Origin of the sequence: Streptomyces sp. NPDC014676 (genome assembly GCF_043084105.1) — a bacterium.
Lineage (GTDB): Bacteria > Actinomycetota > Actinomycetes > Streptomycetales > Streptomycetaceae > Streptomyces.
Map to the genome: position 1 here is coordinate 12,668 of NZ_JBIBZI010000011.1, position 19,261 is coordinate 31,928.

The window sequence follows — 19,261 nt, forward strand, 5'->3', positions numbered from 1 at the left end:
GGCTACGCCAGACTGTCCCGCCAGGCCCGGTGCAGATCGGCGAACCTGCCCGTCCCGGCGATCAGTTCGGCCGGGCTGCCGTCCTCCACGATCCGTCCGTGCTCCATGACCAGCACCCGGTCGGCGATCTCCACCGTCGACAGCCGGTGGGCGATCACCACCGCCGTACGGCCCTTCAGCACCGTCGCCATCGCCCGCTGCACCGCCCGTTCGCCGGGGATGTCCAGCGAGCTGGTCGCCTCGTCGAGGATGAGGACCGCCGGGTCCGCGAGCAGCGCCCGCGCGAAGGCGACCAACTGGCGCTGACCGGCCGAGATACGACCGCCCCGCTTGCGTACGTCGGTGTCGTAGCCGTCGGGCAGCGCGGCGATGAAGTCGTGCGCGCCGATCTCCTTCGCCGCCTGCTCGATCTCCTGGCGGGTGGCGTCCGGCCGGCCGATCGAGATGTTCTCGGCGACCGTGCCGGAGAACAGGAACGCCTCCTGCGTCACCATCACCACCTCGCGCCGCAGATCGCGTCCCGTGAGGTCGCGCAGGTCCGTCCCGTCGAGCAGCACCCGGCCGTCGGTGGGGTCGTAGAAGCGGGCGAGCAGCTTCGCCAGCGTCGACTTGCCCGCGCCCGTCGAGCCGACGACGGCGACGGTCTGCCCGGCCGGGAGGGTGAGGCCGAAGCGGGGGAGCACCTCGCCGCCGGTGCGGTACGCGAACCGGACGTCGTCGAAGACGACCTCCCGGCCGGGGAGCCCGGGGCGCCGCTCCGGCAGCTCGCGGGGGGCCGTCGGCTCGGGCACGGACGGGGTCTGGGCCAGCAGGCCGGCGATCTTCTCCAGCGAGGCCGCCGCCGACTGGTAGGAGTTCAGGAACATGCCGAGCCGGTCGATCGGGTCGTACAGCCGCCGCAGGTACAGGACCGCCGCCGCCAGTACGCCCAGCTCCAGCGACCCGTCCGCGACCCGGTAGGCGCCCCACAGCACGATCAGCGCGACCGTGGTGTTGGCGGTGATCCGGGAGCCGACGACGTAGCGGGCCATCTCAAGGAGCGCGTCGCCGTTGGTCCGCTCGTGCCGCCGGTTCAGCACCGCGAACTCGGCGTCGTTCGCCGCTTCCCGGCGGAAGGCGCGCACCGGCCGGATGCCGTTCATCGTCTCGACGAACTTCACGATCACCGCCGCGATGGCCGTCGACCGCTTCCGGTACACCCGCCCCGCCCGCCGCCGGTACGACCGTACGAGCAGGTACAACGGTACGAAGGACGCCACCGCGACCGTACCGAGCCCGAGGTCCAGCCAGAGCAGCAGCACCGAGATGTAGACGGCGGACAGGATGACCGTCACCAGTTCCTGCAGGCCCTCCTCCAGCAGCTCGCGCAGCGACTCGACGTCGGTGGTGGAGCGGGAGATGAGACGGCCCGAGGTGTAGCGCTCGTGGAAGTCGACGCTGAGCGCCTGTGCGTGCCGGAAGATACGGCCGCGCAGATCGAGCAGCACGTCCTGGCTGACCCGCGCGGAGGAGGTGACGAACCCGTACTGCAGCGCGCCGGCCGCCACCGCGCACAGCAGGTAGCCCACCGCCACCGCGATCAGCGGCCCGTTGTCGTCGCCGCGGAACGCGGGCACGGCCCGGTCGATGGCGTACGCCACCAGCAGCGGGCCGGCCTGCACCGCGGCCTGCTGGAGCAGCAGCAACAGCGCGGTGACGGCGACCCTGCCCCGCAGGGGGGAGAGCAGGGAACGCAGCAGTACGCCGGTGGCGCCCGGGGGAGTGGGCAGCCGGTCCTGGTCGAAGGGGTCGTCGGACGGCGGGGTCCGGTCGTCGTCGTCCTCGTCCCGGGCGGGTGCGGTGGTGGTCGCCGTCATCGCTCGTCGTCCTCCTGGTTCCCCGCGGGGGCGCCGGACATGAGGTGCGCGTACTCGGGGTTGTCGCGCAGCAGTTCGTGGTGGGTGCCGACCGCGGTGATCCTGCCGCCGGAGAGCAGGGCCACGCGGTCGGCGAGGAGGACCGTGGAGGGGCGGTGGGCCACGATGAGGGCGGTGGTGTCCGCGAGCACGCGCCGCAGAGCGGCCTCTACGGCGGCCTCGGTGTGGACGTCCAGGGCCGACAGGGGATCGTCGAGGACCAGGAAGTCGGGGCGTCCGACGACGGCGCGGGCCAGCGCGAGGCGCTGGCGCTGGCCGCCGGAGAGGCTGAGGCCCTGCTCGCCGACCTGGGTGTCGGTGCCCTGGGGGAGCGCGTGCGCGAAGTCGGCCTGGGCGACGGCGAGGGCGCGGTGGAGGTCTTCGTCGGTCGTGCCGCCGCCCATGAGGACGTTCTCGCCGACGCTGGCGGAGAAGAGGGTGGGTTCCTCGAAGGCCACGGCCACGCGGGAGCGGAGCTCTTCTCTGGACATCTCGGTGATGTCCGTGCCGTCGAGGGTGATGCGGCCCTCGGTGACTTCGTGGAGGCGCGGGACGAGGGCGGTGAGGGTGGTCTTGCCGCTGCCGGTGGCGCCGACGAGGGCGAGGGACTCGCCGGGGCGGATGTGGAGGTCGACGCGGTGCAGTACGGGGGGTGAGCCGTCGGGGGCGTCGGGGTAGCGGAAGGTGACGTTCTCGAAGCGTAGGCCTTCGAGGGTGCCGGCGTTGGTGCCGGCCGGGGGGTGGTTGCGCCGCTCGGCGCTACGAGGTGCCTCCCCCACTCTCGGCTTCGCTCGAGCGGGGGGACCTCCATCGCCCACCCGTGCCGCCCCAGCGGCACGACTGCCCGCAGTTGCGGAGGATTCCGGCTCGGCGTCCATGACCTCGAAGTAGCGTTCCGTGGCCGTCGCCGCCTCCTGGCTCATGGCCAGGAGGAAGCCGATCGAGTCCACCGGCCAGCGCAGTGCCAGGGCCGTGGACAGGAACGCCACCAGCGTTCCCGCGGACAGTGACCCGTCCGCCACCCGCACGGCCCCCAGCACCAGCGCCGCCCCGATGGCGAGTTCCGGCAGCGTCACGATGACGCCCAGGATCGTCGCCAGCAGCCGTGCCTTGCGCAGCTCCGTCCCCCGCAGCTTCCCCGCCAGCTCCCGGAACGCCCGTGCCTGACTGCGGTGCCGCCCGAACCCCTTGATGATCCGGATGCCGAGCACACCCTCCTCGACGACCGTCGTCAGATCACCCACCTGGTCCTGCGCCAGCCGCGCCGCCCCGGAGTACCGCTTCTCGAACACCACGCACGTGACCATCACCGGCACGGCCGGCACCAGGATGACCAGCCCCAGCGTCCAGTCCTGGATCAGCATGATGATCACACCGACCAGGATCGTCACCCCGTTGACCAGCAGAAACGTCAGCGGGAAGGCCAGGAACATCCGCAGCAGCATCAGATCCGTCGTGGCCCGCGACAGCAGCTGCCCCGACGGCCACCGGTCGTGGAACGCGATGGGCAGCCGCTGCAGATGCCGGTACAGACCCGCCCGCATCTCCGCCTCGACATGCGACAGCGGACGCGCCACCAGCCACCGCCGGAACCCGAACAGCAGCGCCTCCGCCAGCCCGAGCAGCAGCAGGTACAGCGCGCCCAGCCACACCCCCGCCGGGTCCCGGTCGGCGACCGGGCCGTCCACCATCCACTTCAGGACGAGCGGGATGACCAGCCCGATGCAGGAGGCGAGGATCGCGATGAACGCGGCGGTGAACAGCCGCGCCCGCACGGGCCGCACGTACGGCCACAGCCGCAGCAGCGTACGCATGGTGGAGCGGGGTTCCGGGGGAGAAGGTGTAGTGGGCATCAGCAGCGAGCCTACGGATCGCCGCTGACACTGCCCACCGAGTTTCGGCCGGACCACCCTCCGCCGCTGGTCCTACGACCTGCGGCTACGGCGAAGTCGTACGCACCGCGTCAGCCGATCGGCCGATACCCGTTCGTGTGTCACGGACGGTCAGGTCCGCACCCGCAGCAGCAGCACCGCCCGCCCCGGCACCGTGATCCGTGCCCCCGCGCGGTGCTCCACGCCCGGCGCCCGGTCCTGCTCCTCCCGCGCGGTGTCCACGACCACCTCGTACCGCTCCGCCCACGGCGGCCCCGGCAGCTCGAACTCCACCGGGTCGTGCCCCGCGTGCAGGACGGCCAGGAAGCTGTCGTCGAGGATCTGCTCCCCGTCCTCGTCGCGCCCCGGGATGTCCCGCCCGGAGAGGTACATGCCGAGCGTCGCGGCCGGCGCGTACCAGTCGCCCTCGGTCATCTCCGTGCCGCGCGGGGTGAACCAGGCCAGGTCGCGCAGCCCGTCCGCGGAGTGCGCGCGGCCGGAGAAGAAGGCCCGGCGGCGCAGCACCGGATGCCGGTGGCGCAGCGCGATCAGCCGGGAGGTCAGCTCGAACAGGGGCCGCCAGCCGGGGTCGTCGAGCAGCGTCCAGTCCACCCAGCCGATCTCGTTGTCCTGGCAGTAGGCGTTGTTGTTGCCGCGCTGGGTGCGGCCCATCTCGTCGCCCGCGACCAGCATCGGCACGCCCGTCGACAGCAGCAGCGTGGTCAGCAGGTTCCGCAGCTGCCGCCGCCGTAGCGCCCGTACGCCGCTGTCCTCCGTCTCTCCCTCCGCGCCGCAGTTCCAGGACCGGTTGTCGTCCGTGCCGTCCCGGTTGCCCTCGCCGTTCGCCTCGTTGTGCTTGCGCCCGTACGACACCAGGTCGCGCAGGGTGAAACCGTCGTGCGCGGTGACGTAGTTGACCGAGGCGTACGGCCGCCGCCCGCCCCAGGCATACAGGTCGCTGGAGCCGGACAACCGGTAGCCCATCTCCCGTACGTCCGGCAGCGCGTGCCGCCAGAAGTCCCGCACGGCGTCGCGGTAGCGGTCGTTCCACTCCGTCCACAGGGGAGGGAACGCGCCCACCTGGTAGCCGCCCGAGCCCACGTCCCACGGTTCGGCGATCAGCTTCACCCGGCGCAGCACCGGGTCCTGCGCGATCACCGCGAGGAACGGCGACAGCATGTCGACGTCGTGCATCGAGCGGGCCAGCGCCGCCGCCAGGTCGAAGCGGAAGCCGTCGACACCCATCTCGGTCACCCAGTAGCGCAGGGAGTCCGTGATCAGGCGCAGCACGTGCGGCTGGACGACGTGGAGGGTGTTGCCGCAGCCCGTGTAGTCGGCGTACCGGCGGGCGTCGGGCTGGAGGCGGTAGTAGCCGCGGTTGTCGACACCCTTCAGGGAGAGCGTGGGGCCCAGCTCGCCCGCCTCCGCCGTGTGGTTGTAGACCACGTCGAGGATCACCTCGATCCCGGCCGCGTGCAGGGCCCGCACCATCCGCTTGAACTCGCCGACCTGCTGCCCCGTCGTCCCGGAGGCCGCGTAGCCGGCGTGCGGGGCGAAGTAGCCGATGGAGTTGTAGCCCCAGTAGTTGCGCAGCCCGCGGCGCAGCAGATGGTCCTCGTGCGCGAACTGGTGCACCGGCAGCAGCTCCACGGCCGTGACACCGAGCCGGACCAGGTGCTCGACCGCCGCGGGGTGCGCAAGACCCGCGTACGTGCCGCGCAGCTCCTCGGGGACGCCGGGGTGGCGTCGCGTGAAGCCCTTCACATGCAGCTCGTAGATCACCGAGTCCGCCCACGGCGTCTTCGGCCGGTGGTCGTCCGCCCAGTCGTCGTCGTCGTGGACGACCACGCCCTTGGGGACGTACGGCGCGGAGTCCCGGTCGTCGCGCACGGTGTCCGCGACATGCTGCTCCGGCCAGTCGCGGACATGGCCGTACACCTCGGGCGGCAGCGAGCTGTAATCATTCCCTTTGGCCCCGTCCACCGCACGCGCGTACGGGTCGAGGAGCAGCTTCGCCGGATTCCAGCGGGCGCCGGTCCACGGGTCCCAGCGGCCGTGCACCCGGTAGCCGTACCGCTGCCCCGGCAGCACACCCGGCACGAAGCCGTGCCAGATCTCGTGCGTCAGTTCGGTCAGCCGGGCCCTGCTCTCCCTGCCCCGCTCGTCGAACAGGCACAGCTCGACCCCCTCCGCCCCGCCCGCCCACAACGCGAAGTTGGTCCCCGCCACCCCGTCCGGGCCGACCCGGAACCGGGCGCCCAGCGGCGTCGGCCGGCCCGGCCGCACGGGCACCGTGGGCACGGGCGGCGCCGGCCGCGCGCCGTTCACGACGGCGGCCGGGCGCCCGTTCCCGGTGGCCCGCTCCGCGGCCACCGCCTCCTGCTCGGCTGCGCTGGACACCTGTCAGCCTCCCGCGGCTCGTGAGGGGACGGCGGCGGACAGGGGTGTACGGCCTTTCCGTCGGCTCGGCCGCGGCTCCCCGGTGCGTCGTCCTCCCCCTGTTCTGCCCAGAGCGCGCCTCGCACTCACGTTTCCCCGGGGGCGGCATGGTCGTTTCCCGGAGGCGAGGCCCGTCGTTGGGCACCGCGTGAGGTACGTACAAGGGCGCGCACGGCGCGCGAGGGCCGTGCTGGTCGCCGTAGTGACATGGGCAGGACTGCTGACCGGAGCCGCCGGCTGCACCGCGGACGGCGGCGTCGGCGGGGCGTTCGGGCCCCCGGCCGCCGAGGACGTCATCCGGGTGAAACCCGCCGACGGCAGCAAGGACGTACGCCCCGACTCGGCGCTGCGGGTGCGGGTGCCGGACGGACGGCTGGAGTCGGTGAAGGTCGTCGCGGAGCAGGACGCGCGGGAGTCCCCGGTCCCCGGGCGGATCTCCGCCGACGGGCTGACCTGGAAGCCCGACGACGCACGGCTGGCGCTGGCCGCGAAGTACACCGTCGACGCGGTGGCCGTGGACGGCGACGGCCGCCGCTCGGCCCGGCACACCACCTTCACCACCTTCGTCCCGGAGGAACGCTTCATCGGCTACGTCGCGCCCGAGGACCGCTCCACCGTCGGCACCGGGATGATCGTCTCCCTGGAGTTCAACCGGAAGATCACCCGCCGCGCGGCCGTGGAACGCGCCGTCCGCGTCACCGCCCGCCCGGCCGTCGAGATCCGCCCGCACTGGTTCGGCGGCACCCGCCTCGACTTCCGCCCCGAGCACTACTGGAAACCCGGCACCCGGGTCACCGTCGACCTGAACCTGCGCGACGTCGAGGGAGCGCGGGGCGTCTACGGCCTCCAGCACCGCACCTTCACCTTCACCGTCGGCCGCAGCCAGGTGTCGGTGGTCGACGCCGCCGCGCACACCATGCGCGTACGACGGGACGGGGAGCTGCTGACCACCGTGCCGATCACGGCGGGCGCGCGGAAGACACCCACGTACAACGGCAAAATGGTGATCACCGAGATGCTCGAGGTCACCCGCATGAACGGCGCCACGGTCGGCTTCACCGACGACGACGGCAAGGGCGAGTACGACATCCCCGACGTCCCGCACGCCATCCGTCTGACCAGCTCCGGCACCTTCCTGCACGGCAACTACTGGGCCGGCACCGACGTCTTCGGCGACTCCAACGTCAGCCACGGCTGCATCGGACTGCGTGACGTGAAGGGCGGCGGGGCGGACACCCCGGCGGGCTGGTTCTTCGACCGCAGCCTCATCGGCGATGTCGTCGAGGTCGTCAACAGTGAGGACAAGGAGGTCGCCCCCGACAACGGCCTCGGCGGCTGGAACATGAACTGGAAGGAGTGGAAGGCGGGCAGCGCGGTGAAGTGACTCCTCCGGCGGGCCGTTGAACTTGGAACGGAACGGTGACAAACCCGCCGCCTCGAACGCCTGTGGCCTGTGGTTACTATGCCCGAGCGCGCGAGGGGCGCGCGGGGGCGCGGGTCCGGCTGGGACTGGGCCCGCCGAGGGGAGAAACAAGTGAACGTGGGGCCCATATCGGGGGCGGCGCCGGTCGGCGTCCGGGGGCGCGGCGGCCGGAAGCTGGCGGCACTGGCGCTCGGCGTGATGCTGGCGGTGACCGCCTGCGGCGGCGGAGGCTCGGACTCGGGCACCGGCCCGGGCGACGGCAAGGGCAAGGGCAAGGACTCCACCGCGGCGCAGAGCAAGCAGTCCGAGGCCGTGGTCGCCATCGCGCCCGAGGACGGCGCGAAGTCCGTCGAGACCAGCGGCGCGCTGAAGGTGAACGCGAGCAACGGCAAGCTGACCGAGGTCGTCGTCAAGAACCCGGACGGTGACAAGGTCGAGGGCGAGATATCCGGCGACGGCGCCACCTGGACGCCGTCCACCCATCTGGCCGCCTCCACCAAGTACACGGTGCACGCGGTCGCCAAGGACTCCGAGGGCCGCACCGCGGCCGAGGACTCCAGCTTCACCACCCTGACGCCGAAGAACACCTTCATCGGGCACTTCACCCCCGAGGACGGCTCCAAGGTCGGCGTCGGCATGCCGTTCTCGCTCCGCTTCACCCGGGGCATCACCAAGCCCGAGGACGTCGAGAAGGCCATCCGCATCACCACCGAGCCGGCCGTCGAGGTCGAGGGCCACTGGTTCGGCAACGACCGCCTCGACTTCCGCCCGGAGAAGTACTGGAAGGCCGGCACCAAGGTCACCGTCGACCTCAACCTCGACGGGGTCGAGGGCCGCGACGGCGTCTACGGCGAACAGTCCAAGAAGGTCTCCTTCACCATCGGCCGCGAGCAGGTCTCCGTCGTCGACGCCAAGAAGCTCACGATGAAGGTCATGCGCGACGGCAAGCTCCTCAAGACCGTCCCGGTCACCACCGGCGCCCCCGGTTACGAGACCTGGAACGGCAAGATGGTCATCAGCGAGAAGCTGACGGTCACCCGGATGAACGGCGAGACGGTCGGCTACGGCGGCGAGTACGACATCAAGGACGTCCCGCACGCCATGCGCCTGTCCACCTCCGGCACCTTCCTGCACGGCAACTACTGGGGCGGCGACGCCTTCGGCAACCGCAACGCCAGCCACGGCTGCGTCGGCCTGCGCGACGTCCGCGGCGGCTGGGACAAGGACGCACCGGCCGCCTGGTTCTTCAACAACTCCCTGATCGGCGACGTCGTGGTCGTCAAGAACTCCAACGACGCCACCATCGCCCCGGACAACGGCCTCAACGGCTGGAACATGTCCTGGGAGAAGTGGAAGGCGTAAGCCACACGGACAGCCCCGCGCCCCGTCAGGGGTGCGGGGCTGTTCCGGCATGCGGCTCCGCACAGAGCGTCGGTTCGGTCGCCCGCGTCCTGCCGACTCGGCCGGTGACAGGCGCCTGCCGCTCCCGTGAATCGTCGGCGCCGGGCGCCAGCCACTCAGCCACGAACCGACCGGGTCCCGTTTCGTCACCCGGGCCGCGAACGCCGTCCCGCCCGGGTCAGGGCACCAGCACAATCCTGCCGAACACCTTCCCCGCGTCCATCTCGCGGTGGGCCGGCACCGCCTGGTCCAGAGGCAGCACCTCGTGCACGACTGTGCGCAGGTCCCCGTGCGCGGCATCGGCGAACTGGGACGACCGCACGGCCTGCCGGTCGGGGCCGGGCACGGTGTCAGAGCTGAAAGTGGCGAACGACAACGACTTGCGGAAGGCGTCCATCAGCCGCATGCCGAAGTCCGCCGGCGGCTGCCCACCGACCACACCGACCGCCACGTACCGCCCGTTGGAATTCAGCTTGTCCAGGAAAAGAGGAAGCTGAGGGCCCCCTACGACATCGATCACCACGTCGAAGCCTGCCGGTGCGTCCGGGCCGCCCTCGCCGGAGCGGTCAAGGACATGGGTCGCGCCCAGGTCCCGCAGGCGGGCGCCGCGCTCCGCCGACGAGGAGGTGACCGCCACCGCGCTCGCGCCGCCTCCGGCCGCGAGCTGGACCGCTGTGATCCCGATGCTGCCCGCCGCACCGCGCACGAGCACCGTCTCACCGGGTGTGAAACGGGCGTGGTCCAGGGCGAAGCGGGCGACCACGCCGGAGCCGCCGAGGGTCACCGCGTCGGCGGCGGTCAGGTCGTCGGGCAGCGCAAGGACGTCCTCGACCGCGGCGACGGCCTGCTCGGCATACCCACCGGACAGGCCGGTGGACGCCCACACCCGCCGTCCGACCCACGAGACGTCCACGCCCTCTCCCACCGCGGCGACCCTTCCCGCGACCTCGCTTCCGAGGAGATGGCCCTCCCGGAAGCCGTAGGCGGCAAGCGCTCCCCGGCGGATCACGGCGTCCACGCCGCCCACCCCGATCGCCTCCGTGACGATCCGCACCTGCCCCGGGGCAGGAACGGGCGCGGGCACATCGACGACCTCCAGGCCATCGGGGTCTCCGAACGTCCTGATCACGACGGCTTTCATCTCTGCTCCTCGGGTCGGTGGAGGGGCGGATCACAGATGCCGCGGCCGTGGACGCCGAGCCGGCCCCACAGTCGGGGCATCACCGGCGAAACGCCGGGACGGGGCGGCAGCACCGCCTTCGGACCGTAGCGGATGCCCCCGTCCGTTTGGCTAATGTGAGAAACGATGACCAGTCATTTGCCTCAGACCGTGCGTTCCGACGCCCGCGACAACCGGGTCCGCATCCTGGACGCCGCCCGCGTGGTGTTCGGCGAGGGGGGCCTGAGCGCGCCCATGCGCGAGGTCGCCCGGCACGCAGGCGTCGGCCCCGCCACGCTGTACCGGCACTTCCCGACCAAGCAGGCACTGATCGTGGAAACCTTCGCCGAGCAGCGGCGCGCCTGTCGTGCCGCCGTCCACGACGCCCTCGCGGATTCGGACCCGTGGCACGGATTCCGGAGCCTGATCGAGAGGATCTGCGAACTCCACGCGCACAGCCGGGGATTCGCCGACGCCTTCATGGCGGCCTTCCCCGAGGCCATGGACTTCGCCGCCGACCAGCAGCGGACTCTGCGCGCGGTCGGCGAACTGGCTCGCCGTGCCCAGGAGACCGGCCGGCTGCGCCCCGGCTTCGTCGTCGACGACCTGATCCTCATGCTCATGGCCCACCGGGGTCTCCAGGACACGTCGCGTGCCGCCCGGCTCACGGCCTCCCGCCGCTTCGCCGCCTACGTGATAGAGGCGTTCCGCGCCGCACCGGAGACGGGAGCGCCCGCGCCGCTGCCCCCAGCCCCACACCTGCGGCTCACGCACGCGCCCGGCACGCCATGAACCCGCCACCCGGAGGTGCGTCGGTCCTTGCGGCCCGACAGCCTCGCCGGGCCCCTGCCGCAGCCAGGCCGGAAAGGCCTCCTTCCCGACCTGCCTCGGCAGAGCCGACGTGCCGTACCCGCCGGACCGGCTGTTCTGCCGGAACAAGCTCAGACGGGTGCGAACCCGTACCGCAGTGAGCGGAGTGAGTGCTCACTCATTGACGGAGTGAGCACTCACTCCGTAGTCTCGAGGTCATGACAGCACCCAAGGAGAACCAGACCACCCGCCGTCGTGCCACCGCCATGTCGTCGGAGCAGCGCCGCGAAATGATCATCCAGACCGCGATCCCGCTGATCACCGAGTACGGCGCCGCGGTGACGACCGCGAAGATCGCCCGCGCCGCGGGCATCGGCGAGGGCACGATCTTCCGGGTCTTCGCCGACAAGGACGAACTGCTGCAGGCCTGCGTGGCCGAGGCGCTCTCCCCCGAGCACGCGGTCCGCGAGCTCGATGCGATCGACGTGTCCCAGCCGCTGCCCGACCGGCTCGCGGAGGCGGCCGAGGCGCTGCAGGCGCACATGTCCAGGATGGGCGCGATCATGGGCTCGCTGGGGCATCGCGGCGGCAAGCACCCCGGCACGGTGCGCGGCGCGGGCCGCGACGAGTCGACGGCCCGTATCCGCGCGGCCCTCGCGGAGCTGCTGGAGCCCGAGAAGGCCGCCCTGCGCCGGCCGCCGGAGCAGATCGCGGCCCTCTTCTTCGGGCTGCTCTTCGTCCAGCCGCGTACGGAGGACGAGCCCGACCTGACCCCACGGGAGCTGGTGGAGGTCTTCCTGCACGGGGCGCTCTCGGGAAGCGCCGAGTGAGCGCGCGGAGAAAGCGCCTGGGGATCACGGCGCTGGCCGTCCTGGCCCCCGTTCTGGTGTGGCTGGTCACGGACCCGCTGCTGGGGCACCGGCTGCGGATCGCCGACGGCGAGCAGACGCTCGACATCGGTGCCGTGCCCGTGGCGGTCGTCGCCCTGCTCGCGTCGCTCTCCGGCTGGGGACTGCTGGCCGTCCTGGAGCGGTCCGGGGTGCGGCGCGCCCGCGCCGTCTGGACCGGGAGCGCCGGCGCCGTACTGGCCGTGTCCTTCCTGCCGTTCACCGGCGACGGCATGGACGGCGGCACCCGGGCCGCGCTGGCCCTGATGCACCTGGCGGTGGCGGCGGTGCTGATCCCGGGGCTGGGCGGCAGGTTCTCCGGGGCGGGAACCGGTGCCGGAGCACTCGGCTCGCGAACGCCGCCCTCACCCGCCAGGGACACCACCTGAAGGAGTGCCCGGAGGAAACACCGGCCGATGTCGTACCTCTCCGTCAGCACCGCGCTCAGGAGGTGCCCGAGCGCTGCCGACGGCCCGTGGACGCCGAAATCCACGGGTCATTCGGTGACGTTTCAGGCAGGATGCCTCCGTGAACCATGTTCTGTGCGGGCTTGCCGCCAACGTAAGCCTGCCGTCCGAACTGGTCGACCGTCTGATCGCGGTCGCGGACGCCGACATCGCCGCGGACCTCGCTCGTCGAGCGGACCTCAGCCACGCGCAGGCGGTGGCGCTGGCCTCTCGTGTCGAGGAGAGCGCGGCATGGCTCGCGTACGCAGGTCTGCTGACTGCCGCGGACATCGATCCCGTGACACAACCGGACGGCGCGCTCGCCCTGCTCGCCGAGCGCGCCGGAAACCCGGAATGGGCACGCCTCTTCGCGGAAGACCCGGTCGTCGAGCGCCGGGAGAAGCTGGCCGGCTGCTCAGGCCTCCCGCCCGATGTGGTGGAGACGCTGGCCGCCGACTCGGACATACGGGTCGTCGCGGAGCTCGCGTTGCGGGCGACACCGGAGACGGCCACCAGACTTGCGGAGCATCCACATGCCGAGGTCCGCCGCGCGGTGGCGGCCAACGAGGCGACACCGCCGGCCGTACTGGCGGCGCTGCTCACCGGCGAGGGGCTTCCTCCCGCGCAGCGGTGCCTGGTCTGCGACCGTGAGGAGGTGCCGTTCGCGCACGATCCGCAATGCCCGCGACTCGACTGCGACCTGCCGTCCGGCGCCTCCTGCGACGGCTCCCACGAGTCCACCGGGCACGAGACGCAGCACATGGCGATCCGGAACCCGGCCACACCCACCGAAGCCGTCGTCGGCTTCGTGGACCACCCGTCGCTGCTCCTGCGCTGGGCGCTCGCCGGCCGCCCCGATCTGCCGTCGGAGGCCTGCGCTCGACTCGCCGTGGATCCGAATTCCGGTGTGCGAGCCGACCTCGCCGAGAATCCGGCGATCGACGACGCCCTGATCCGCGTACTGGCCACCGACCGTGACCATGAAGTGCGGCGCAGGCTCGCCCACAACCCACACGTACCGCTCGATGTGCTGACTTACCTTGCCGACACCACCAGAATCGGCGCCACTCTGCTGCCGCGGATCGCCTCCGCGTCTCCCGACGAGGCCGAGAAGCTGGCCGGATCGCCGAACCCGGCCGCGCGGATGCTCATAGCCCAGCGACGCGATATGCCACCCGCCGTACGCGACGCGCTGGCCGCCGACTCCGACGCGAAAGTGGTCAAGTCCATCGCCCCGCACCCGGGTCTCTCGGAAGGCCGACTGCGCACCATGCTCGACCGGCACGGAGTCCGGGTCCTCGCCAAGGTGGCCGCCAATCCGGACGCGACTCCGGCACTCCTGGAGGACCTTGCCCGGCACGAGCCAACGGCGCAGAAGGCGTTCCGCGAGATCGCCCGGCATCCCCATGCGCCGGTACCGGCACTGCTCGCCTGTCTGGCAGACACACAGGCGAGGCCCATAGCCGCCGGCCATGCGGCCCTTCCGCCGCCGGTCATCGAAGAGCTGCTCACCGACGTCGACCGGCGGGTGGTGGAGGCGGCAGCCGCCAATCCCTCGCTGCCGCTCGCGGTGATGTCGGATCTGCTGTCCCGGCTGTAGGACCTGGCCGGATCGAACCTTCGGCCCCGCCGGTTCAAGCGCCGACTCGCCAGGGAAATTGCTCGGTCACACCCTGCGAAGGCCGTCGAAAGACCCCTTTGCCCCTGACCGGACAGCGGAACAGCCCCATGCGCACCGGCGGCTTCCCGCGGCCGGCATGCGGGGTTCAGCCACGTGTTCCCAGCTCTCGCCCGTGAAGCCGCCCGTGCGAGGATCGCGACGTGGACGATCTGCGCTTCCGCCTCGCCGAGGAGGCCGACCTCGCCGCTCTCGTCCGGCTGCGTGACGACGCCGCCCGCTGGATGCTCGCCCAGGGCGTCACCGGCCAGTGGCGGCCCGGTCAGCTCGACGAGGACCACTTCCGCGGGGTCATGGCGAGTGGTGAGGTCTGGCTCGCCGAGGCCGACGGCCGTGTGGCCGGGGCGTGGGAGCTGTGGTGGGAGGACGAGGACGCCTGGGGGCCTCAGCCGCCGGTGGCCGGCTACGTGCATCGGCTGATGGTGGACCGCGGCAACGCCCGGCCAGGGGCGGGGCGGTCCCTGCTGCGTGCCGCGGAGCGCCGCGTCGCCGCGGCGGGGCGGGCGTTCGTACGTCTGGACTGCCTGGCCGGCAACGCGCGCCTGAACGCCTACTACCTGGACGCCGGCTACCGGGTCGTCGGCCACAAGGCGGGCAAGCCGCAGCCGGGCGGGGCACCCAAGTCGTTCACCCTCCTGGAGAAGGCCTGCGGACCCGCCGCGGGGGCCGGGTGACGGTGACCGGGGGACGCCCGCGGTGTCCCCGCGTGTGAACGCCCGCTAACCTGCGGGGCATGACCGTACATCTCGAAGTCGCCGAAGGCGTCGGCACGCTGCGGCTGGAGCGGCCGCCCATGAACGCGCTGGACGTCGCCACGCAGGACCGGTTGAAGGAGCTCGCCGAGGAGGCCGCGCGGCGCGAGGACGTGCGCGCCGTGGTGATCTACGGCGGGGAGAAGGTGTTCGCGGCGGGCGCGGACATCAAGGAGATGCAGGCCATGGACCATGCGGCCATGGTGCTGCGCTCCAAGGCCCTCCAGGACTCCTTCACGGCCGTGGCCCGTATCCCCAAACCGGTCGTGGCCGCCGTCACCGGGTACGCGCTCGGTGGGGGCTGTGAGCTGGCGCTCTGCGCCGACTACCGGATCGCCGGGGAGAACGCCAAGCTGGGGCAGCCCGAGATCCTGCTCGGGCTCATTCCCGGCGCGGGCGGCACCCAGCGGCTGTCCCGGCTGATCGGCCCCTCCAAGGCCAAGGACCTCATCTTCACGGGCCGCCAGGTGCGGGCCGACGAGGCGCTGGCGCTCGGCCTGGTGGACCGGGTGGTGCCCGCCGGCGAGGTCTACGCGCAGGCGCACGCGTGGGCCGCGAAGCTGGCCCAGGGGCCGGCGATCGCGCTGCGCGCGGCCAAGGAGTCGGTCGACACCGGCCTCGAGACGGACATCGACACCGGCCTCGCCGTCGAACGCAACTGGTTCGCGGGCCTGTTCGCCACCGAGGACCGCGAGCGGGGGATGCGCAGCTTCGTGGAGGAGGGGCCGGGCAAGGCGAAGTTCTCGTGAAATCCCGTATGTGACCTTGCAATTGACGTGATGTCTGATTACGGGTCCCTCGATGGGGCGGTTTATGGGAGCCTTAGGGCACCCTTAAATCGTTCGTGTCGAGGGAGTCCGTCGATTGCCTGAGTGCGAGCCGTTTCCCCAGCCCGGGCAGCATTTCGGGGGCTCTGAAATGCCTTCGGCATATGTCGGCGGCCCCTTGTCGAACGGGGGCGTACGGGGGGCGTATTCCCCCGGAACGGCCCCCGAGGGTCCCTCGGACGGCCATGATGGGGGCATGGCGGGGCTGGATGGCAGGGAACAGCCGCGGGGAGACGGACGTGCGACCGCGTCGCACTGGTCGCCGACGGTCGAGGACGAACGCGCGCTGAAGGCGCTGGAGTTGTTCGGCAACCCGACGGAGGCCGAAGTTCCGCTCCCGTCCCGTCCCGAGTCCGCCGCCACCGCCCGCCGGCTCGCCCAGGTGGTCATCCTGCGGGAGTGGGGCCTCACCGCCAAGACCGCCGAGGACGCCGTCCTGCTCGTCTCCGAACTGGTCGGCAACGCCGTACGGCACACCGGCGCCCGCGTCTTCGGCCTCCGCATGCGCCACCGGCGCGGCTGGATCCGGATCGAGGTCCGCGACCCGTCCCGCGGACTGCCTTGTCTCATGCCCGTCCAGCCCATGGACACCAGCGGCCGGGGCCTCTTCCTCGTCGACAAGCTGGCCGACCGCTGGGGCGTGGACCTGCTGCCCCGCGGCAAGACCACCTGGTTCGAGATGCGGGTGATGGACCGCTGAGGGTTCCCGCGGTGTGCCCGTCCGTCACCCACGATCCTCGGGTCTCCCCCCGCGGGAAGGCCCGCCGGTGGGTGGTCGCCGCACGGGAGTCCCAGGCGGCCCGATAATCTGACCTGCGTCAGTAAGACGGCAAAGCACGAGATGAGGGGCGGACCGGTGGCGGACATCGAGGAAGCGCGCAAGCAGTTCGAGCGGATCGACACGGACGGGGACGGGTTCGTCACCGCTGCCGAGTTCAAGACCGCCCTCGCCCAGGGCGGGGACTGGAACGTCACCGAGACGGTCGCCGAGGCCGTGATCAGTTCCCGGGACCTGAACGGCGACAAGGTCCTGTCGTTCGACGAGTTCTGGGCGCACCTGAACAAGTAGGTCCGGAATAGCCCGCCCGTTCCGGGGGTTGACGCCGACCATGGTGGTTCCCGCAGGGAACCGGAGCGGACATCGATCCCCGGAAGGGCGAGGCGAGCGGACATGAAGATCGGCATCATCGGGGCGGGCAACATCGGGGGCAATCTCACGCGGCGGCTCACCGCCCTCGGCCACGACGTCTCCGTCGCCAATTCCCGTGGCCCCGAGACGCTCACGGAGCTGGCCGAGGAGACCGGCGCGACGCCCGTACGGGCCGAGGACGCGGCACGCGGCGCCGAGATCGTCGTCGTCACCGTCCCGCTGAAGGCCGTACCGGACCTGCCGTCCGGCCTGTTCGACGGGGCCGCCGACGGTGTGGCCGTCATCGACACCGGCAACTACTACCCGCGACAGCGCGACGGCAGGATCGCCGGCATCGAGGACGAGGGTCTCACCGAGAGCCGCTGGACGGAACGGCAGCTCGGCCACCCCGTGATCAAGGCCTTCAACGGTACGTACGCCCAGGACATCCTGGACCGCCACCGCCCCGTCGGCGACCCCGGCCGGCTGGCGCTGCCCGTCGCCGGCGACGACGAGGCGGCCAAGCGGAAGGTGCGGGCCCTGATCGACGAGCTCGGCTTCGACACCGTGGACGCCGGCGGCATCGACGACTCCTGGCGCCAGCAGCCCGACACCCCGGTCTACGGCCTGCGCGCGGGCGCCGAAGACGTCGCCAAGGCGCTGGCGGAAGCCTCCCCGGAGCGCAAGCCGGAGTTCCGCGGCTAGGCGTCCTCGGCCCACTCCTTCAACGCCGACCTGCTGGAGAAGTCCGCGACGTTCTTGTCCAGCGGGTCGTCGGTGTACTGGTGGAAGCGCCACTTGGCCTGGATGCGGGGCTTTCCGGCGGTGACGTAGTCGGCGATCCAGAGGCCGTCGCCGTCGTAGGACGTCGTATCGACGTTCAGCCAGAAATTCCGATTACAGTACAAGATCACCCTGTGGTGCGGGCGCAGCTCCTTCACCTTCCTGATGAAGCGGTCCTTCTCCGCGTTGCTCGCGTGCGTGCCCTCGCCCGTCGTCTCCCAGTCGACCGCGAGGATGTCGCCCCGCTTCTCCGGGGCCTTGTTCACGAAGTACTCCGCCTGGGCCGTGAGGTTGCCCGGCCAGAGGAAGTGGTAGAAGCCGACGACCAGACCGGCGTCGCGGGCCCGCTTCGTCTGGGCCGAGAGCTTGGGGTTGGTGTACGAACGGCCCTCCGTCGCCTTGATGAAGACGAAGGACAGGCCGTCGGTGTCGTACGAGGACGGCTGGTACGCACTCACGTCGATGCCGCGCAGCATGGGGCTCCCTGAGGCGCTGGTGGGGGAGGGGAGTCGGAATGATGTCTTCCCCACCCTGCCACGGGCGACCCGTCCGGACGGTGGAAAGTCGGGTCTCAGCAGTCACTCACGTCCCTGGTGTCACTCAGATGTCGGTTTCCCGTCATGTTCCGCTCACTTCGCACAGATGAACTAGCCGGAGAAGTGACGTGAGTTGACGGACGATGAGAGCGCGGAGAGACGACATGGCCGAACCGGCCGAGGTGACGGCGTTAGCCGCGCCGATCGACACGCTTCTCGCCGCCGCCGTCGCCCGGCGCTTCTACCTGGAGCAGCGGTCGAAGGTGGAGATCGCCAAGGAGCTCGGCATCAGCCGGTTCAAGGTGGCCCGCCTCCTCGACGCGGCCGTGGCCCACGACATCGTGCGCATCGACATCACCGTGCCCGCCGAGATCGACGTCCCGCTCGGACGGGCGCTGGCCGAACGGTTCGGGCTCCGGCACGGCATCGTCGTCAACCTGGGGCGTGGTGAGGGCGGTACGGCGGCACCGGCGGACCAGTGGCGGAGCGGGCGCTGGCTCGGCACGGCGGCGGCCCGGCTGATCTCGGAGATCGTGGAGGAGGGCGACGTCCTCGGGCTGGACGGCAGCCACGCGGTGGACGCGCTCAGCGAGGCGGTCACCCGGCTGCCGCCGTGCGACGTGGTCCAGCTCACCGGGGTGCACGGGCGTGACCTCGCCCATGACGCCGCGATCACCGCGGTCCGCCGTACGGCCGCGGCGGGCGGGGGCCGGGCGTTCCCGCTCCACACCCCGTTCCTGCTGCCCGACGCCGTGACGGCCGCCGTCCTGCGCAGCCAGCCCGCCACCGCCGAGACGCTGGACCGGTTCGGCCTGGTCACCAAGGCCGTCGTCGGCATCGCGGCGTGGGACGCCCCGCACTCCACGGTGTACGGCGCCCTGTCCGAGCGGGAGCGGGAGACGCTCCGGGAGGCGGGGGCGTGCGCCGAGGTGGCCGGCCACGTCCTGGACACCGCGGGCCGGGTGATCCCCACCGAGCTGAACGCCCGCACGATCGCCGTCAGCGCCGCCGAACTCCGTGGAGTCACCGAGCTGATCGGCGTCACGGCCGGTGGACGCGGCACCGGGGCGGTCCGCGCCGTACTGACCTCCGGACTGCTCACCGGAGTCGTCACGGACGCCACGACCGCGCGCCGCCTCCTCTGGCACGACGACCCGGACGACCCGGACGAACTGATACGGACCGCACCCGCGCCGTCGTCCCGATCCACCGAATGAGGACAGCG

17 protein-coding genes are annotated in these 19,261 nt (G+C 71.7%); 12 read left to right on the plus strand and 5 right to left on the minus strand.

Going from position 1 to position 19,261, the window contains the following annotated elements; translation table 11 throughout:
* Positions 1-2: 2 nt before the first annotated feature.
* The 3 genes from ACF1DX_RS27270 to glgX form a co-directional block, all read right to left on the minus strand.
* On the minus strand, positions 3-1,856 hold the full coding sequence (locus ACF1DX_RS27270; RefSeq protein ID WP_391793786.1) for an ABC transporter ATP-binding protein: 1,854 nt from the start codon (positions 1,854-1,856) through the stop codon (positions 3-5).
* Positions 1,853-3,748 (minus strand): ABC transporter ATP-binding protein, encoded by a 1,896-nt coding sequence (locus tag ACF1DX_RS27275; protein WP_391793787.1) that lies wholly within the window; start codon positions 3,746-3,748, stop codon positions 1,853-1,855. Before ACF1DX_RS27275 ends, ACF1DX_RS27270 begins: the two co-directional genes overlap by 4 nt.
* 150 nt (positions 3,749-3,898) lie before the next feature.
* On the minus strand, positions 3,899-6,166 hold the full coding sequence (glgX, locus tag ACF1DX_RS27280) for a glycogen debranching protein GlgX (protein ID WP_391793788.1): 2,268 nt from the start codon (positions 6,164-6,166) through the stop codon (positions 3,899-3,901).
* A 187-nt stretch (positions 6,167-6,353) separates the two neighbouring features.
* On the opposite strand from glgX, the gene ACF1DX_RS27285 reads away from it, so the two are divergent.
* Both ACF1DX_RS27285 and ACF1DX_RS27290 read left to right on the plus strand, forming a co-directional pair.
* Positions 6,354-7,589 carry an Ig-like domain-containing protein gene (locus tag ACF1DX_RS27285; RefSeq protein WP_391793789.1) on the plus strand — a complete coding sequence of 412 codons (1,236 nt, stop codon included), beginning with the start codon at positions 6,354-6,356 and terminating at the stop codon, positions 7,587-7,589.
* A gap of 150 nt (positions 7,590-7,739) precedes the next feature.
* Positions 7,740-8,990, plus strand: a complete 1,251-nt coding sequence (locus ACF1DX_RS27290; RefSeq protein ID WP_391793790.1) for an Ig-like domain-containing protein — start codon at positions 7,740-7,742, stop codon at positions 8,988-8,990.
* Between the two features lie 217 nt (positions 8,991-9,207).
* Here the strand turns inward: ACF1DX_RS27290 and ACF1DX_RS27295 are convergent, their stop codons facing one another.
* Positions 9,208-10,170: a zinc-binding dehydrogenase gene (locus ACF1DX_RS27295; RefSeq protein WP_391793791.1), complete on the minus strand. Its 963-nt coding sequence runs from the start codon at positions 10,168-10,170 to the stop codon at positions 9,208-9,210.
* A gap of 165 nt (positions 10,171-10,335) precedes the next feature.
* Here ACF1DX_RS27295 and ACF1DX_RS27300 point away from each other — a divergent pair, with 165 nt between their 5' ends.
* The 9 genes from ACF1DX_RS27300 (at position 10,336) to ACF1DX_RS27340 (ending at position 17,422) form a co-directional block, all read left to right on the plus strand.
* A complete protein-coding gene (locus ACF1DX_RS27300; protein ID WP_391793792.1) occupies positions 10,336-10,980 on the plus strand; it encodes a TetR/AcrR family transcriptional regulator in 645 nt (214 codons plus the stop codon).
* Positions 10,981-11,216: 236 nt separating this feature from the next.
* Positions 11,217-11,828: a TetR/AcrR family transcriptional regulator gene (locus ACF1DX_RS27305; RefSeq protein ID WP_391793793.1), complete on the plus strand. Its 612-nt coding sequence runs from the start codon at positions 11,217-11,219 to the stop codon at positions 11,826-11,828.
* Positions 11,825-12,274, plus strand: a complete 450-nt coding sequence (locus ACF1DX_RS27310; protein WP_391793794.1) for a DUF6069 family protein — start codon at positions 11,825-11,827, stop codon at positions 12,272-12,274. The genes ACF1DX_RS27305 and ACF1DX_RS27310 overlap by 4 nt, the downstream gene beginning before the upstream one ends.
* 139 nt (positions 12,275-12,413) lie before the next feature.
* Complete coding sequence (locus ACF1DX_RS27315; protein ID WP_391793795.1) at positions 12,414-13,931, plus strand: hypothetical protein; 1,518 nt, start codon at positions 12,414-12,416, stop codon at positions 13,929-13,931.
* 221 nt (positions 13,932-14,152) lie between these two features.
* The gene (locus ACF1DX_RS27320) at positions 14,153-14,683 is read left to right on the plus strand and encodes a GNAT family N-acetyltransferase (protein ID WP_391793796.1); all 531 of its coding nucleotides are present in this window, start codon (positions 14,153-14,155) and stop codon (positions 14,681-14,683) included.
* Between the two features lie 59 nt (positions 14,684-14,742).
* Complete coding sequence (locus ACF1DX_RS27325) at positions 14,743-15,510, plus strand: enoyl-CoA hydratase/isomerase family protein (protein ID WP_391793797.1); 768 nt, start codon at positions 14,743-14,745, stop codon at positions 15,508-15,510.
* Between the two features lie 169 nt (positions 15,511-15,679).
* On the plus strand, positions 15,680-16,288 hold the full coding sequence (locus ACF1DX_RS27330) for an ATP-binding protein (protein WP_391793798.1): 609 nt from the start codon (positions 15,680-15,682) through the stop codon (positions 16,286-16,288).
* A gap of 156 nt (positions 16,289-16,444) precedes the next feature.
* A complete protein-coding gene (locus ACF1DX_RS27335; protein ID WP_391793799.1) occupies positions 16,445-16,657 on the plus strand; it encodes an EF-hand domain-containing protein in 213 nt (70 codons plus the stop codon).
* A 75-nt stretch (positions 16,658-16,732) separates the two neighbouring features.
* Entirely contained in the window at positions 16,733-17,422 is a 690-nt protein-coding gene (locus ACF1DX_RS27340) for an NADPH-dependent F420 reductase (protein WP_391793978.1), read from the plus strand.
* Here the strand turns inward: ACF1DX_RS27340 and ACF1DX_RS27345 are convergent.
* The gene (locus ACF1DX_RS27345; RefSeq protein ID WP_391793800.1) at positions 17,419-17,976 is read right to left on the minus strand and encodes a glycoside hydrolase family 25 protein; all 558 of its coding nucleotides are present in this window, start codon (positions 17,974-17,976) and stop codon (positions 17,419-17,421) included. The genes ACF1DX_RS27340 and ACF1DX_RS27345 overlap by 4 nt on opposite strands.
* Positions 17,977-18,200: 224 nt before the next feature.
* Between ACF1DX_RS27345 and ACF1DX_RS27350 the strand changes: the two genes are divergently transcribed.
* Positions 18,201-19,253, plus strand: a complete 1,053-nt coding sequence (locus ACF1DX_RS27350) for a sugar-binding transcriptional regulator (protein WP_391793801.1) — start codon at positions 18,201-18,203, stop codon at positions 19,251-19,253.
* Positions 19,254-19,261 lie beyond the last annotated feature (8 nt).

Bases quoted from the DNA above. Each gene is read 5' to 3' on its own strand.
- ACF1DX_RS27270 (WP_391793786.1), bottom strand. From the start codon at position 1,856: ATGACGGCGACCACCACCGCACCCGCCCGGGACGAGGACGACGACGAC.
- ACF1DX_RS27275 (WP_391793787.1), bottom strand. From the start codon at position 3,748: ATGCCCACTACACCTTCTCCCCCGGAACCCCGCTCCACCATGCGTACG.
- ACF1DX_RS27295 (WP_391793791.1), bottom strand. From the start codon at position 10,170: ATGAAAGCCGTCGTGATCAGGACGTTCGGAGACCCCGATGGCCTGGAG.
- ACF1DX_RS27300 (WP_391793792.1), top strand. From the start codon at position 10,336: ATGACCAGTCATTTGCCTCAGACCGTGCGTTCCGACGCCCGCGACAAC.
- ACF1DX_RS27305 (WP_391793793.1), top strand. From the start codon at position 11,217: ATGACAGCACCCAAGGAGAACCAGACCACCCGCCGTCGTGCCACCGCC.
- ACF1DX_RS27325 (WP_391793797.1), top strand. From the start codon at position 14,743: ATGACCGTACATCTCGAAGTCGCCGAAGGCGTCGGCACGCTGCGGCTG.
- ACF1DX_RS27330 (WP_391793798.1), top strand. From the start codon at position 15,680: ATGCCTTCGGCATATGTCGGCGGCCCCTTGTCGAACGGGGGCGTACGG.
- ACF1DX_RS27345 (WP_391793800.1), bottom strand. From the start codon at position 17,976: ATGCTGCGCGGCATCGACGTGAGTGCGTACCAGCCGTCCTCGTACGAC.
- ACF1DX_RS27350 (WP_391793801.1), top strand. From the start codon at position 18,201: ATGGCCGAACCGGCCGAGGTGACGGCGTTAGCCGCGCCGATCGACACG.